The organism is Pseudoclavibacter sp. RFBJ3 (genome assembly GCF_002931375.1).
In the GTDB taxonomy this organism is placed as follows: domain Bacteria; phylum Actinomycetota; class Actinomycetes; order Actinomycetales; family Microbacteriaceae; genus Pseudoclavibacter.
This window is the reverse complement of sequence record NZ_PSXZ01000005.1, coordinates 136132-150980: the sequence shown is the minus strand read 5'-3', so window position 1 is coordinate 150980 and position 14849 is coordinate 136132. Positions and strand designations below refer to the sequence as shown.

General features: G+C 69.4%; 9 protein-coding genes and 1 pseudogene. 2 read left to right on the top strand and 8 right to left on the bottom strand.

Annotated features, from left to right (window positions below):
- Nucleotides 1-10 precede the first annotated feature (10 nt).
- From C5E07_RS06880 to C5E07_RS06870, 3 genes are all read right to left on the bottom strand, one after another.
- The gene (locus tag C5E07_RS06880; protein ID WP_104298900.1) at nt 11-1240 is read right to left on the bottom strand and encodes a hemin ABC transporter substrate-binding protein; all 1230 of its coding nucleotides are present in this window, start codon (nt 1238-1240) and stop codon (nt 11-13) included.
- Between the two features lie 57 nt (nt 1241-1297).
- Nucleotides 1298-2761, bottom strand: a complete 1464-nt coding sequence (locus tag C5E07_RS06875) for a hypothetical protein (RefSeq protein ID WP_104298899.1) — start codon at nt 2759-2761, stop codon at nt 1298-1300.
- 147 nt (nt 2762-2908) lie between these two features.
- Entirely contained in the window at nt 2909-4312 is a 1404-nt protein-coding gene (locus C5E07_RS06870) for an HtaA domain-containing protein (RefSeq protein WP_104328131.1), read from the bottom strand.
- Between the two features lie 253 nt (nt 4313-4565).
- On the opposite strand from C5E07_RS06870, the gene C5E07_RS06865 reads away from it, so the two are divergent.
- Together C5E07_RS06865 and C5E07_RS06860 are read left to right on the top strand one after the other, a co-directional pair.
- Nucleotides 4566-8504: a Pls/PosA family non-ribosomal peptide synthetase gene (locus C5E07_RS06865; protein WP_104298897.1), complete on the top strand. Its 3939-nt coding sequence runs from the start codon at nt 4566-4568 to the stop codon at nt 8502-8504.
- Nucleotides 8501-9859: a M1 family metallopeptidase gene (locus C5E07_RS06860; RefSeq protein ID WP_104298896.1), complete on the top strand. Its 1359-nt coding sequence runs from the start codon at nt 8501-8503 to the stop codon at nt 9857-9859. Before C5E07_RS06865 ends, C5E07_RS06860 begins: the two co-directional genes overlap by 4 nt.
- On the opposite strand, the gene C5E07_RS06855 is transcribed toward C5E07_RS06860, so the two are convergent.
- The 5 genes and pseudogenes from C5E07_RS06855 to tig form a co-directional block, all read right to left on the bottom strand.
- A complete protein-coding gene (locus C5E07_RS06855) occupies nt 9840-10445 on the bottom strand; it encodes a 4'-phosphopantetheinyl transferase superfamily protein (protein ID WP_104298895.1) in 606 nt (201 codons plus the stop codon). The two genes, C5E07_RS06860 and C5E07_RS06855, sit on opposite strands and share 20 nt — an antisense overlap.
- 131 nt (nt 10446-10576) lie before the next feature.
- Nucleotides 10577-11854, bottom strand: coding sequence for an ATP-dependent Clp protease ATP-binding subunit ClpX (clpX, locus tag C5E07_RS06850; protein WP_104240772.1), 1278 nt, complete (start codon nt 11852-11854; stop codon nt 10577-10579).
- A gap of 125 nt (nt 11855-11979) precedes the next feature.
- Complete coding sequence (locus C5E07_RS06845; RefSeq protein ID WP_104240771.1) at nt 11980-12651, bottom strand: ATP-dependent Clp protease proteolytic subunit; 672 nt, start codon at nt 12649-12651, stop codon at nt 11980-11982.
- A gap of 14 nt (nt 12652-12665) precedes the next feature.
- Entirely contained in the window at nt 12666-13280 is a 615-nt protein-coding gene (locus C5E07_RS06840) for an ATP-dependent Clp protease proteolytic subunit (protein WP_104240770.1), read from the bottom strand.
- A gap of 133 nt (nt 13281-13413) precedes the next feature.
- A pseudogene (gene tig, locus C5E07_RS06835) lies at nt 13414-14822 on the bottom strand (trigger factor); the annotation flags it as partial.
- Nucleotides 14823-14849: the final 27 nt, after the last annotated feature.

Here is a 14849-nt window from a genome sequence, read left to right as displayed (position 1 = left end):
GCATCTCTCATCATTCGCCCGTTCCGGTGCTGGCGGCAGGGTCCGCTTCTGGTGCGTAGGCGAGGTCTGGCGCGTAGATCGCGGTGCCGAGCGCCGCGAGGACGGAGGCTGTGCGGGGGCCGAAGCTCATGACCTCGTAGTCGCTCATGTCGACGATGCGCTTGTTGGCTCCTGCTGGGGTCTGCCCGATGCCGGGCAGCTGGACGGCCTCGTCGATGCCGCCGACGGAGGCGAGGCCGAGGGTCATGACGATGATCACGTCGGGGGCGGCACGCACGAGCGCTTCCGCGTTGGTCGGCGACATTCCGGCGAAGCCGACCTCGGTCGCGACGTCGCGCGCCCCGATGCTCTGGATGATCGAGTCGGCGCCCGACCCTGCGCCGAACCAGTAGTAGACGCTGCCGCGCAGGTAGAGGAACACCACTCGTGGCTTCTTCTCCGGGTCGGTGGGTGCCATCGTGCCGAGCTGCTGGATGGTCGTGCCGATCTCGGCCTGCGTGCGCTCGGAGAGCTTCTCCCCCAGCGCCGGCACGCCGAGGGCATCCGCCACGAACTGGATCTGCGGGGCGACGCCGTCGACGCCGTCTTCGTAGGCGATGGGCACCATGACGACGGGGATGCCCGCCTGCCGCAGCTGCAGTTGCACGTCGTACGGCCCGATGGAGGCGTCGGTCACGACCACGGTCGGGGCGAGCTGCAGGATCGACTCGGCGTTGAGCTCGTGCCCGTTCTGCGTGACGAGCGGCAGCTGCTCGTTGCCGGGCATGAGCTTCGTGATGTCGGTGGCGGTGTCGCGCCCGATGAGGTTGCAGCCGAAGCCGAGGCCGATGACGGCTGCGGCGAGGCCGCCGTTCTGGTTGATGGCGAGGATGCGCGTCGTGTCGGTCACGGTCGTCGTGGCGCCGTCGGAGCTCGTGAACGTCGTCGGCAGCTGCTGCACGGCGGTGGCCGCGTCGGTGACGGGGTTGATCGCCGCGGTCTGCGTGTACGCGGTGGTCGGGCCGGCGATGCTGCGCGGCTCCGGCAGCTCCGCGGAGGTGACCTGCGGGAGTACGGGGGCCACGGGGTCGGCCTGCACGGGCTGCGAGACGCACTGCTCGTTGCCTGCGCCGTTTGCGGTGCCGATGTTGTGGAACCCGTTGACCCAGAGCACCGAGACGACGACCACGGCGAGCGCTGCCCAGCCGGCGCGACGGATCGTCGAGCGGCGGAAGCGGCGGAGCGTGCGTGGCAGTGGCATGGGTTCCTCGGTCGTGTGGTCAGGTCGTGGATGCGCGTGGATGTCGGGCGGGTCGGCTCAGCCGGCGCGCCCCCTGCGGCGGAGCAGCAGGATGATGCCGGCGGTCAGCGCGAGGGTGCCGACGCCGAGGGCGATCGCGAGCGTCTCCGTGCCGGTGCTGGCGAGTCCCGCGCCTCCGCCCGCCGACCCGGTTCCCGGCCCGGTCCCGGTGCTCGCTCCTGGGCTGAGCGTCGGCGCGATGCTCTGGCCGGCGCTCGGAACGGTCGTCGGCGCTGCGGTACTCGCCGAGGTACCCGTCGGTGTGGGCGCGACCGTGGGTGCCGGGATGGTCACCTCGACGATGCCCGACGGGGCGGTGGGGGCCGGCTCCGCGACGGCGGGCGTCGGGCTCCAGATGCCGGTGGCCAGGGCGAGGGCGATCCCGGCGATGACCGCGAGCGCCGCGCCTCCCGCTTGACCCCCAGTCCGGGGAGGGGCGAGCCGCTCGGCGCCCGGCGCCGCCTCGGAGTCGTAGCCGGCCATGAGGAGATCGAGCCGACGGCGACGCCAGAACCAGAACCAGAAGACGATGCCAGCCGCGGCGACCAGCAGCAGGACGCCGAGGATGACGAGCGACCAGGGCAGAGCGAACGCCGAGAGGTCGGCCGTGACGGCGACGGGCACGTCCGTGAAGGCTCCGACGGGCTGCAGGTACACGGTGAGGGCACCGGTGAGCGGACCGATGGCGCCCGTCGTGATCTCGCGCGTGATCGTGACCGCCGATCCGGGGAGCAGCTCGGGGATCTCGCCGCCGGTCATGGCGACTCCGGCGGCCCCGCCGATGCCGCTCAGGCGCAGATCCTCGAGCGACGAGAGCCGCACGTTGCCGGTGTTCACGAGCTCGTAGCTGACGGTGGTGGTGCCGCCGCCGAAGGGGTTGACGCCAGCGGCACCCCAGTCGGTCGCGAGGCTGCGGATCTCGGCGGTGGGCGCGAGCTCTCCGCTCACGCGCATGTCGATGCGCAGCCCGAGGCGCCGCTCGACCTTGACCTGGTCGGTGGAGTCGGCGGGCAGGAGAGAGGCGACGATCGCGGCGGAGTGGTCGCCGGGCGTCGCATCCGCTGGCACCGTGAGGGTGAACGGCACGTCGATGCTCGCCCCCGGTTCGAGGGAGACCGAGCCTGCGCCGGGGGCGACCCAGGTGCCCGCATCCACCGATGGCTCGCCGTTCTCGAGGATGTCGACGGCGCCCGTCGCGGTCGTGAACGCGTCGGCCGCGTAGATCGTGAGCTCGAGCGCGCCCGGCCCGGTGTTGGTCACGGTCATGGAGTCGGCGATGACGTCGCCCGGGTTGACGTCGTAGGTGAAGTTGGGTCGCCCAGAGCCCCGGTCGCCGTCGACCGTGTCGATGCTCCACGCGGGCGGCTGCGTCGTGTCAGCCTGCGCCGCGGTCGGCGCGACGAACGACAGCAGCGCCAGCAGCGAGGTCGCGAGAACGACGGATGCTGTGGCGCGAGTGCGGAGACGGATGGGGAGAGCCATGTGGTCCCTTACGTGGGGCGCTCGCGGCGGGGCCGCGGCGGAGCGAGCGAGCGATGCGGAGGAGCGGGGGTGCTGCGAGGGCGGATGCTCGCGCAGCGGGGTGCGAGTGCGCGGGAGCCTGATGGGCTCCCGCGCACTCCTCGGCCCCTAGGAGATGGCCGAGATGGTGAGCGTGGCGGAGTACGCGCCCTGCTGCGTTGTGGTGGGGACCGTCAGCGTGAGGTCCGCACCGAGCGTTGCGCTCGCGGCGGCGTTCGACGTCGCGAGGAGCTGCGCCGTGTTGAGGCCCGTCGCCGCCGAGCCAGCGGTCACGTTCGCGGCGTTGCCCGCGATGAGCTCAGGAGCCCAGCCGAGGTTCGCAGCGGAGATCGAGTCGGTGCCGTTGCTGAAGTCGCTCGACTGGCCGGAGACCGTCCAGCCGTAGGACGCGGTGCCGCCGGCACGCGTGTCCGTGACCGCGACGTCGCTGATCGAGCCGTTGGCGACGAAGGTGTCACCGGTCTGGACCGCGGTGCCGAGGTCCGCGCCGTTCTGGTCAGCCCAGGCCCACGAGAAGGAACCCGTCTCGGGGTCGACCGGCGTCACTGCGGCTTCGGGGATGACGACCTCCACGTTGCCGTCCGGCGTGCCGGGAACCTCGGGTGCTGCGATCTCCGCGTAGCTCGCGGAGAAGCCCTTCGCGACCTTCTTCGGGTCAGCCGCGCCACCAGAGGAGTACCAGTACGACGACTGGCCCGTCTTGGCGTTGAAGTCGACGAGCGACTGCGGGAAGGAGCCCCACGTCGCAGCAGTGGTGTTCTGCGGCGATCCGGCCGTGGTGACCTCGACGCCCAGGTAGTCGGGCGTCGAGACCTCGATGCCCGTCGCGGTGACGTCGACGCCGTCGAACGTGGCGAGGTCGATCGTCTCTGGTGCGATCGGGACCCACTGCGACATGTCCTCCATCGACGTGCCGTATCCGGAGGCGGTGCCCGTGAGCGTTCCGACTCCGTTCACGACGTCGAGCACTGGGTCGGAGACCGTCCAGTACGTCAGGCCACCGTAGAAGACGATCGTGAAGTCGCCGTCCCACGAGATGGTGCCGGTGTCGGTTGCGGGGTTGACGGTTCCAGCGCCCGCCGCGAAGTTGACCCGGTTGTTGGTCGTCGAAGCGGCTGATGGGGAGACGGCCGCGCCCGCCGCGTTCTGGCACTTGGTGCCCCAGGTGGGGGCGATCTGCTCGCCGGCTGCGTTCGGCTTCGTGATGGTCACGTTGCCCTCCGCAGCCTTGTAGAAGCCGTCGGCTTCGGTCCAGAGACGGGAGGATCCCGTGTCGCCTGCCGTACCGGCGACGAGGAAGTTGCAGCCGCCGAAGTAGGCGCCGCCGCCGGTCTCGTCGTTGAGCTGCCACGAGAACGAGACGTTCTCGACGGTTGCGTCGCCTTCCGCGGCTGACGCTGGTGCCGCGCCGAGGCCGAGGCCCGCCGCGATGAGGCCTGCCGCGGCGAGTGTCGCGCCACCGCGAGCCAGCACAGACGACCGACCAGCCGTCCGTTCTTGCACTGCTGTCATGAGTTCTCCTGAGTAGAAGTCACGGCCCCCCGACACGCGCGCAGATGCGCGGCGAGTGCCGTGTACCGAAAGCCCTACGCTTGGGCGCCACCCGGTGGAACCGGTTAGGTAACGCTAAGTAAGGCAAGGGTTACCTTACGGGAGATTTTCAGGTTCGACAATGGAGCACGACGATCCGGGCACGAATGCACCCCGGAACCACACGCGCCCCGTCGGCAACCACCGCGTTACCTTGGCCCGGTAGCGTTGCCGCGTGCAATCCCCCCTGGACCGATCCGCGGCAGCGCCCACGCCCCGCACGCTCATCGACGTGCTCACGGCCACCGTCGCCGCGCATCCCGACGCCATCGCGATCGACGACGGCGACGCCCCGCTCAGCTACCAGGACCTGAGCGCCTACGTCGCGCAGACCGCGATGCGGCTGCAGGATGCGGGAGTGCGGCGAGGAGACAAGGTCGGTGTGCGCCTCGTCTCGGGCACCAGAGAGCTGTACATCGCGATCCTCTCCGTCATCGCAGCCGGTGCCGCGTACGTGCCCGTCGACGTCGATGACCCCGACGAGCGCGCGGTGCTCGTGTTCGGCGAGGCCAAGGTGCGAGGCACCATCCAGAGCGACGGCGAGTTCGTGCTGGCCGCCGACGGCGAAGCGAGCGCCCACCCGGCCGTTCCCCTGTTCGACGAAGGCGCACCGCATCCGGAGAGCACGAGCCTCGCCGACCTCGAGGGCCCCCACCTCGACGACGACACCTGGGTCATCTTCACCTCGGGCTCGACCGGTGTACCCAAGGGCGTCGCGGTCTCCCACCGCTCGGCTGCCGCGTTCGTCGATGCCGAGGCGAAGCTGTTCCTGCAGCACGACCCCATCGGGCCGGGCGACCGCGTGCTCGCCGGCCTCTCCGTCGCCTTCGACGCCTCCTGCGAGGAGATGTGGCTCGCCTGGCGCTACGGCGCCTGCCTCGTGCCAGCCCCGCGATCACTCGTGCGATCCGGCGAGGACCTCGGCCCCTGGCTCCTCAGGCACCAGATCTCGATCGTCTCCACCGTGCCGACCCTCGCGGCGCTCTGGCCCAGCGAGACGATCGAGCAGGTCAGACTGCTCATCTTCGGCGGCGAAGCCTGCCCGCTGGAGCTCACGCAGCGCCTCGTCGGCGAAGGCCGCGAGGTCTGGAACACCTACGGGCCGACCGAGGCCACCGTCGTCGCCTGCGCCGCCCTCCTCGACGGCAACGCCCCCATTCGCATCGGCCTGCCACTCGACGGCTGGGAGCTCGCCGTCGTCGACGCGGACGGCAAGCGCGTCGCGGAAGGCGAATCCGGCGAGCTGATCATCGGCGGCGTCGGGCTCGCCCGCTACCTCGACCCCGCCAAGGACGCCGAGAAGTACGCCCCGATGGAGAGCCTCGGCTGGGATCGCGCCTACCGCTCGGGTGACCTCGTCACGTTCGAGGAAGCCGGCCTCGTGTTCCTCGGGCGTGCCGACGACCAGGTCAAGATCGGCGGCCGACGCATCGAGCTTGGCGAGGTGGAGGCAGCCCTCCAGTCCGTCACCGGAGTCACCGGCTCGGCCGTCGCCGTCCGCACGACCTCCGCTGGCGTCTCGATCCTCGTCGGCTACATCGTCACCGGCACGGGCTACGAGCGGCAGCTCGCGCGCGCAGAACTCAGCGAGCGGCTCCCGAAGGCCCTCGTCCCGCTCCTCGCGGAGCTCGACTCCCTCCCGACCCGCACCTCCGGCAAGGTCGACAAGAACGCTCTGCCCTGGCCGCTGCCGGGCGCCGATGATGTCTCCGGCGACCTCGACGGGCACGTCGCCTGGCTCGCCGAGCAATGGCAGGCCGTGCTCGGACTGCCCGTCGGCAGCGAGGACGCCGACTTCTTCGACCTCGGCGGCGGATCCCTCTCGGCCGCCCAGCTCGTCACCCGAGTGCGCTCGCGCGTGCCCGAGTTCACGGTCGCCGACGTCTACGACCACCCCCGCCTCGGCGCCATGACCGAGTCCATCAGCGAAGCGCTCGACGACGAGGACGACGTCATCGCCTCGTTCAGCACGCCCGGCCCAACGCCGCTCTCGGCGCGCATCCTGCAGATCGTCGCCGGCCTGCCCCTGCACATCCTGGCCGGCGCGCGCTGGGTCACCTACCTGCTCGCGGCGAGCGCGCTCCTGCAGCTGCTCCCCGGCTTCGAGGTGCTGCCGGATGCGCCGCTCTGGCTCATCGTCGTCCTGCTGATCGTCTTCGTGACCCCGTTCGGGAAGATGGCGATCTCGGTCGCCGCCGCGCGCATCCTCCTCTTCCGGCTCAGACCCGGCGACTACCGACGCGGCGGCGCGACGCACATGCGCCTGTGGCTCGCCGAGCAGGTGGCCACGCAGATCGACGCCGTCGGCCTCGCTGGCGCACCGTGGGTCGTCTACTACGCTCGCGCACTCGGCGCCAAGGTCGGCAACAACGTCGACCTGCACTCGCTGCCGCCCGTCACCGGCATGCTGCAGCTCGGAGACGGCGCGGCCATCGAGCCGGAAGTCGACCTCACCGGCTACTGGATCGACGGCAACCTCGTGCGCATCGGCGGCATCCGCATCGGCGCAGGGGCGACCGTCGGCGCCCGAAGCACCCTCGCCCCCGGCACCAAGATCGGGCAGGGCGCCGAAGTCGCCCCGGGGTCGGCGGTCTTCGGCAGGGTCCGCTCGGGCAAGAGCTGGGCAGGCTCCCCCGCCGTGCGCGTCGGCAAGGTGCGCGCGAGCGACTGGCCGGCGGACCGTCCACCGCAGCCCGCCGGCTGGGCGGTCGTCTACGCCATCGCCTCGGCCGCCCTCGCGCTGCTCCCCCTGTTCGCGTTCGCCGTCGGCGGCGTCGTCATCGCCGCCGGGATGCGCGGGGCCGGGACGCTCGGCGAGGCGACCCTCTCCGCGTTCGCCTGGCTGGCCCCCGCTGTCATCGCGGCCGGCATCACCTTCGCCGGCTTCGTCGTGCTCTTCGTTCGCCTCCTCTCGATCGGCCTGAGGGAAGGCACCCACCCGGTGCGCTCGAGGATCGCCTGGCAGGCCTGGTGCATCGAGCGCCTCCTCGACGCGGCCCGCACCACCCTCTTCCCGTTCTACGCGAGCCTCTTCACCCCCGTCTGGCTGCGGATGCTCGGCGCGAAGGTCGGGCGCGACGTCGAGGCCTCGACCGTGCTCCTGCTCCCCTCCATGACGCAGATCGACGACGGCGCGTTCCTCGCCGACGACACCATGGTCGCCTCCTACGAGCTGCACAACGGATGGATGCGCATCGAACGAGCGCGCATCGGCGCGCGCGCCTTCCTCGGCAACTCCGGGATGGCCGCCGCCGGGCACTCCGTCCCCCGCGACGGCCTCGTCGCCGTCCTCTCCGCAGCACCGGCGAAGGCCAAGCCCGGCTCATCCTGGCTCGGGTCCCCGCCCGTCCGCCTCCGCCGTGTCGCGGTCGACGGAGACGAGACGCGCACGTACAACCCGCCAAGGGCGCTGCGTGTCGCGCGTGCCCTCTGGGAGCTGTGCCGCATCGTGCCCGTCATCGTCACCTGCGGGCTGGGCCTCGGTGTCCTCCTTGGGCTCGCAGCCATCGAGACCGCCGTCGGCGTCGCCTGGAGCATCGTGCTCTCCGGATTCGTCCTCCTGGGTGCGGCCGCAGCATCCGCCCTCATCTCGACCATGGCCAAGTGGGTCATCGTCGGTCGCATCCGCGTCTCCGAGCAGCCCCTCTGGTCGAGCTTCGTGTGGCGCACCGAGGTCGCCGACACCTTCGTCGAGATGGTCGCGGCGCCCTGGTTCGCGCGCGGAGCTGCAGGAACGCCGGCACTCGCGATGTGGCTGCGCTCCCTGGGAGCCAAGATCGGCAAGGGCGTCTGGTGCGACTCGTACTGGCTGCCGGAGGCCGATCTCGTCACACTCGGGGACGGAGCCACCGTCAACCGGGGATGCGTCGTCCAGACGCACCTGTTCCATGATCGAATAATGAGCATGGACACCGTCACCCTCGAAGCAGGCGCAACGCTGGGACCACACAGCGTGATCCTCCCCGCCGCCACCATCGGCGCTCACGCCACCGTCGGGCCCGCATCGCTCGTCATGCGAGGCGAGTCGGTGCCCGTCGGCAGCCGCTGGAGCGGCAACCCGATCGGCCCCTGGCGGGCCCTGAAGCTGCGCGCCTACCAGTCGAAGGCTTCATGATCCTCGCGACGAGCGCAGAGCCGCTGCCCGGCAACCCGTACACGCCGCAGAGCGGCGACGTCAGCATCCGCGTCGAGCACTACGACCTGGCGCTCAAGTACCGGATGCAGAACAACCGCCTCTCGGGAACGGCGACGCTCAGCATCCGCACGGCGGTGCCGCTGACCGCGTTCTCCCTCGACCTCGTGGGGCTTCGCGCGAGCAAGGTCAACGTGCGCGGCGACAAGCAGGCCCGCTTCAAGCAGAGCGACCGCAAGCTGAAGGTCACGCTCTCGAAGCGGGTCGAGGCCGGCGAGCCCATCACGGTCGAGATCGTCTACGAGGGCGCGCCCCGGCCGCGCCGCTCCCGTTGGGGAGTCATCGGTTGGGAGGAGCTGGAGGACGGCATCATCGTCGCCTCGCAGCCGACGGGAGCCCCGACCTGGTTCCCCTGCAACGATCACCCCGCCGACAAGGCCAGCTACCGCATCCAGGTCGCCGTCGACAGCAACTACGACGTCGTCGCAACCGGGACCCTGAGCTCGAGACGCGCCTCAGGCGGGCTCACGACCTGGGTGTACGAGGAAGCGGCCCCCACTGCCAGCTACCTCGTGACCCTCCAGATCGGCCGCTACCAGCGCGAGGACGTGCAGCTCGCGGGGGTGGCGGGCCACCTGCACTACCCCCCTTCGCTCGCGCGACGCGTCGGCACCGACTTCGCCGACCTCGCGAAGATGATGTCGACCTTCGAGCTGACGTTCGGTCCCTACCCGTTCGACACGTACGCCGTCATCGTCACGGCCGACGACCTCGAGATCCCCCTCGAAGCACAGGGCATGGCCATCTTCGGCGCCAACCAGATCGACGGCGCACGCGGCCAGGAGCGCCTCGTCGCGCACGAGCTCGCGCACCAGTGGTTCGGCAACAGCGTCGGCGTCGCGGGCTGGCAGCACATCTGGCTCAACGAGGGCTTCGCCTGCTACGCCGAGTGGATCTGGTCAGAGGCGAGTGGCGGACCGAGTGCCGACAGCCTGGCCCGGGGCGCCCGGGTATCCCTGGCGAGGCTTCCCCAGGACCTGCTGCTCGGAGATCCGGGCGCCGAGGACATGTTCGACGACCGCGTGTACAAGCGCGGCGCGCTCACCATGCACGCCCTGCGGCTCACGGTCGGCGATTCTGCGTTCTTCGAGATCCTCACGAGCTGGACTCAGGTGAAGCGCTTCTCGGTCGCCTCGACGGCGGAGTTCCTCGAGCATGCGGCGTCGTTGGCGCCGGATGCTCCGCTCCAGGAGCTGTTCGACGCCTGGCTCTATCAGCTCACGCTCCCCGACCTTCCTCCGCCTCCTGCGGCGAAGGTCACTCGCCGCTGGCGGTAGCCGTAGCCGTCGCGACGGCAACCACGAATCGACCGTCGACGAGCGTCCGGCGGATGCGGTAGCGCGCATCCTCGCCCCTGATGCGCGCCAGGCCGTTCTCGTCGAGCTTCACCTCGCTCGGGTCGACCCGGAGCCCACGGCCGTCGGCCTTGAGGACCGCTTCGATCGCCGTCCAGCGTTCGAGTTCTGCCACGGCGCCGGCACCCATCTCGAGGCAGACCTCCTCGACGTCGAGCCCGAGGGCAGAGACACGGTCGCTGTCGGCGAGTGCGACGAAGACGGCGCGGCCGGCGTAGGAGATGCTCACGAGGATCGGCTGCTCGCGCAGGCGCGGCTTGCCGTGCTCGGCGGAGCCGCAGTGCCCACACGATGCCTCGAGGCGGGGTGCGGGGTCGTCGAGGGCAGCGCTGACGAGCAGCCGCCCGGTGAGGAAGGCATCCGCGCGGGCATCGTTCAGGTGAGCGAGGCGCTTCCGGTCATCCGCGGAGAGCACCCCGAGCGCCTGCCGGCGCTGGCGGGGGCTCAGGCTCGTCGCGTCTGCACCGAGGAGCCTCGTGCTGCCGAGTCGCAGCTCAGCGAGGTCCACGTGACGCCTCAGATCGAGGGCGACCCGGGAGCGCGGATCCGTGCGAATGGCGGAAGCCCCACGTGCGTGTGCACGCGGGGCTTCCGCTGGGACGCGACAAAGCGCTGCCGTCCTCGATCGACCGGGGGCGGTTACGCCGACTTCTCGGCGCGCAGCTCCGGCCGCGGGATGATCGTCGGCGCCGCGTTCTTGAGCACGACGTCGCGAGTGATCTCGACGCGACTGGCATCGTCGAGGGACGGAACGTCGAACATGACCGGCCCGAGCGTCTCCTCGAGGATGGCGCGGAGGCCACGAGCGCCCGTCTGCCGTAGCACGGCGAGGTCGGCGATCTCCTCGAGCGCACCCTCGTCGAAGACGAGCTCGACGCCGTCGAGCTCGAACATCTTCTGGTACTGCTTCACGAGCGCGTTGCGCGGCTGCGTGAGGATGTCGATGAGTGCTCCACGGTCGAGCGGCGACACTGTCGTAATGACGGGAAGACGACCGATGAACTCCGGGATGAGCCCGAACTTGTGGAGGTCTTCCGGCAGCACCTCGCTGTAGAGGTCGCGGTCGTCGTTCTTCGAGTGCAAGGGGGCGCCGAAGCCGATGCCCTTCTTGCCAGCACGCTGCGAGACGATCTCCTCGAGCCCAGCGAACGCCCCGGCAACGATGAACAGCACGTTGGTGGTGTCGATCTGGATGAACTCCTGCTGCGGGTGCTTGCGGCCACCCTGCGGCGGAACCGAGGCGACCGTGCCCTCGAGGATCTTCAGCAGCGCCTGCTGCACGCCCTCGCCGGAGACGTCGCGCGTGATGGACGGGTTCTCCGCCTTGCGCGCGATCTTGTCGATCTCGTCGATGTAGATGATGCCCGTCTCGGCGCGCTTCACATCGAAGTCGGCTGCCTGGAGGAGCTTCAGGAGGATGTTCTCGACGTCTTCGCCGACGTAGCCGGCCTCGGTGAGCGCCGTGGCGTCAGCGACCGCGAACGGCACGTTGAGGCGCTTCGCGAGCGACTGCGCCAGGTAGGTCTTCCCGCACCCGGTCGGGCCGATGAGCATGATGTTGCTCTTCGAGATCTCCACCTCGTCGACGCGGTCTTCGGCCGAGGTGATCTGGCCGAGCGCGCGGACGCGCTTGTAGTGGTTGTAGACCGCGACGGCAAGTGCCTTCTTCGCGGGCTCCTGACCGATGACGTACTCCTCGAGGAACGCGAAGATCTCGCGCGGCTTCGGGAGCTCGAAGTCCTTGACCTCGCTGGTCTCGGAATCGGCCATGCGCTCTTCGATGATCTCGTTGCACAGCTCGACGCATTCGTCGCAGATGTACACACCAGGACCAGCGATGAGCTGCTTGACCTGCTTCTGGCTCTTGGCGCAGAACGAGCATTTCAGCAGCTCGCTGCTTTCACCGATACGTGCCATGAGGACCTCCTTCGCGGTCTGCCAAGACTAACCCGAACCACCGACATTGCCCGGATGGCCGCGCCAGGGGCACTCCCCCGGCGCGGCCATGGACATTGCAGCGTGTTCGAGTCGGTCGGATCGAACTAGTCGATGATGACCGGCTCGGCGCCCTTGCGGCTCGTGAGCACCTGGTCGATGAGGCCGTACTCGAGCGCCTCGGCGGCCGACAGGATCTTGTCGCGCTCGATGTCGCGGTTGACCTTGTCGAGCGACGTGCCGGAGTGACGCGCCAGCGCCTCTTCGAGCCACGTGCGCATCCGCAGCACTTCCTGCGCCTGGATCTCGATGTCCGATGCCTGCCCCTGGCCGGCACCGCCGGTGGAGGGCTGGTGGATGAGCACGCGAGCGTTCGGCAGAGCCAGGCGCTTGCCTGGCTGTCCGGCCGCGAGCAGCACGGCAGCCGCCGACGCCGCCTGGCCGAGGCACACGGTGGAGACCTCGGGGCGGATGTACTGCATGGTGTCGTAGATCGCCGTCATGGCCGTGAACGAGCCACCGGGCGAGTTGATGTACAGCGTGATGTCGCGGTCCGGGTCCTGGCTCTCGAGCACGAGGAGCTGGGCCATGATGTCGTCCGCCGACGCGTCATCGACCTGCACGCCGAGGAAGATGATGCGGTCCTCGAAGAGCTTCGCGTACGGGTCCTGGCGCTTGTAGCCGTAGGCCGTGCGCTCCTCGAACGTCGGCAGGATGTACCGCGACGACGGGGTCTGGACGCCTGCCGGCGAGCCGCCGGTCAGAAATGGGGTGTTCATATGCTCTGGCTTCCTTACTCTGCCGACTCGGACGTGGACTCGGCGTCGCGCTTGGTGCCGCCGCCGCCCGTGACCTCTGTTGCCGAGGAACGGATGTGGTCGACGAACCCGTAGGCCAGCGCCTCGTCGGCGTTGAACCAGCGGTCGCGGTCGCCGTCCTCGTTGATCTGCTCGAGGCTCTTGCCCGTGCGCTGCGCCGTGATCGACGCGAGGCGAGCCTTCATGTCGAGGATCAGCTGCGCCTGGGTCTGGATGTCGCTCGCCGTGCCGCCGAATCCGCCGTGCGGCTGGTGCAGCAGCACTCGCGCGTTCGGCGTGATGTAGCGCTTGCCCGGCGCACCTGCGGTCAGCAGGAGCTGGCCCATCGATGCCGCCATGCCGATTCCCACGGTCACGATGTCGTTCGGCACGAACTCCATCGTGTCGAAGATCGCCATACCGGCGGTGATCGATCCACCCGGCGAGTTGATGTAGAGGTAGATGTCTCGCTCAGGATCCTCTGCAGCAAGCAGCAGGATCTTGGCGCAGATCTCGTTCGCGTTCTCGTCGCGCACCTCGGACCCGAGCCAGATGATGCGGTCTTTCAAGAGCCTGTCGAAGACGCTGTTCGGCAGTTGAATATCAGCCACGGTCGCTCCATTTCCCTAACGGTCGTCACCGAATCTAGTGGAGCCACGAGGCCAGCGCTGGCCTGTTCGCCCACGGCACACGGTGCCTGGCAAAGGGCAGGGGATGCACGAAGCGCCGCCGGCGTGATGCCGGCGGCGCTTCGCGAAGTGGGCGGGAGGCTACTTGGCCTCGTCGTCCTTCGCTTCGTCGGCGGCGACCTCGTCGGACTCGACGGCGTCAGCCGATTCCTCGGCCTCCGCTGCTGCTGCCTTGTCCTTGGCGCGCTGCACGGCGACCGTGAACTCGGAGATGTCGACGGCTTCGCCGTTGGTGTCGACGACCTCGGCCTTGTCGAGGACGAAGAGGATCGCCTTCGAGCGTGCGACCTCGCCGATCATGCCGGGGAGCTGGTTGTTCTCCTGCAGCACGCCGATGAACTCCTGCGGAGCCATGCCGTACTGGGCTGCCGACTGGATGAGGAACTGCGTGAGCTCGTCCTGCTCGACCTCGACGCCCTCAGCCTTGATGACCTCGTCGAGGAGCACCTGCTGGCGGAACGACTTCTCGGCGTTTGCGCGGACCTCGACGCCGTGCTCGTCGTCGGGCTGGAGGCCCTCCTGCTCGAGGTGGCGCGTGACCTCGTCGTTGATGAGCGTCTCGGGGAGCGGGATCTCGACGAGCTCGAGGAGCTGCTCGACGATCTTCTCGCGGGCCGCGTCGACCTGAGCGAACGTCTTCTTGCTCTTGGCCTGCGTCTCGAGGTCTGCGCGGAGCTCGTCGATGGTGTCGAACTCGCTCGCGATCTGCGCGAACTCGTCGTCGATCTCGGGCAGCTCGCGGTCCTTGACGGACTGCACCGTGACGGTGATCTCCGCTTCCTTGCCCTCGTGCTCGCCGCCGAGCAGCGTGGAGCGGAAGGTGGTCTCCTCGCCTGCGGTGAGCGTGAGGAGCGCCTCGTCGGTGCCCTCGAGGAGCTGGCCGGAGCCGAGCTCGTAGGAGATTCCCTCGGCTTCGTCGACCTTGTCGCCGTCGACCGTGGCGATGAGGTCGAGCGTCACGAAGTCGCCGTCCTCGATCGGGCGGTCTGCCGTGACGAGCGTGCCGAAGCGCTTGCGGAGCTCTTCGAGCTCCTCATCGACGTCAGCCGCGTCGACGACTGCAGCCTCGACCTCGACCTTGATGCCGTCGTACGACGGGAGCTCGATGGACGGACGCGAGTCGACCTCGACCTCGACGACGAGGTCGCCGGAGAAGTCGGCAACGTTCGGCGTCTCGATGACGTCGGCCTTCGGGCGTCCGAGCGGCTGCACGTCCGACTCCGAGACGGCCTGGTTGAAGAAGACGTCGAGTCCGTCGGAGATCGCCTGGTCGAGGACCGCGGCGCGACCGACGCGCTGGTCGATGATCGGCGTCGGAACCTTGCCGCGGCGGAAGCCGGGGACCTGGATCTGCTCTGCGATGGTGCGGTAGGCCGAGTCGACGTATGGCTTGAGTTCAGCCGGTTCTACGTTGATCGTCAGCTTGACGCGGGTCGGGTTGATCTGTTCGACCGAGGTCTTCACGTGGGGCATCTCCTGAGATACGTGGGG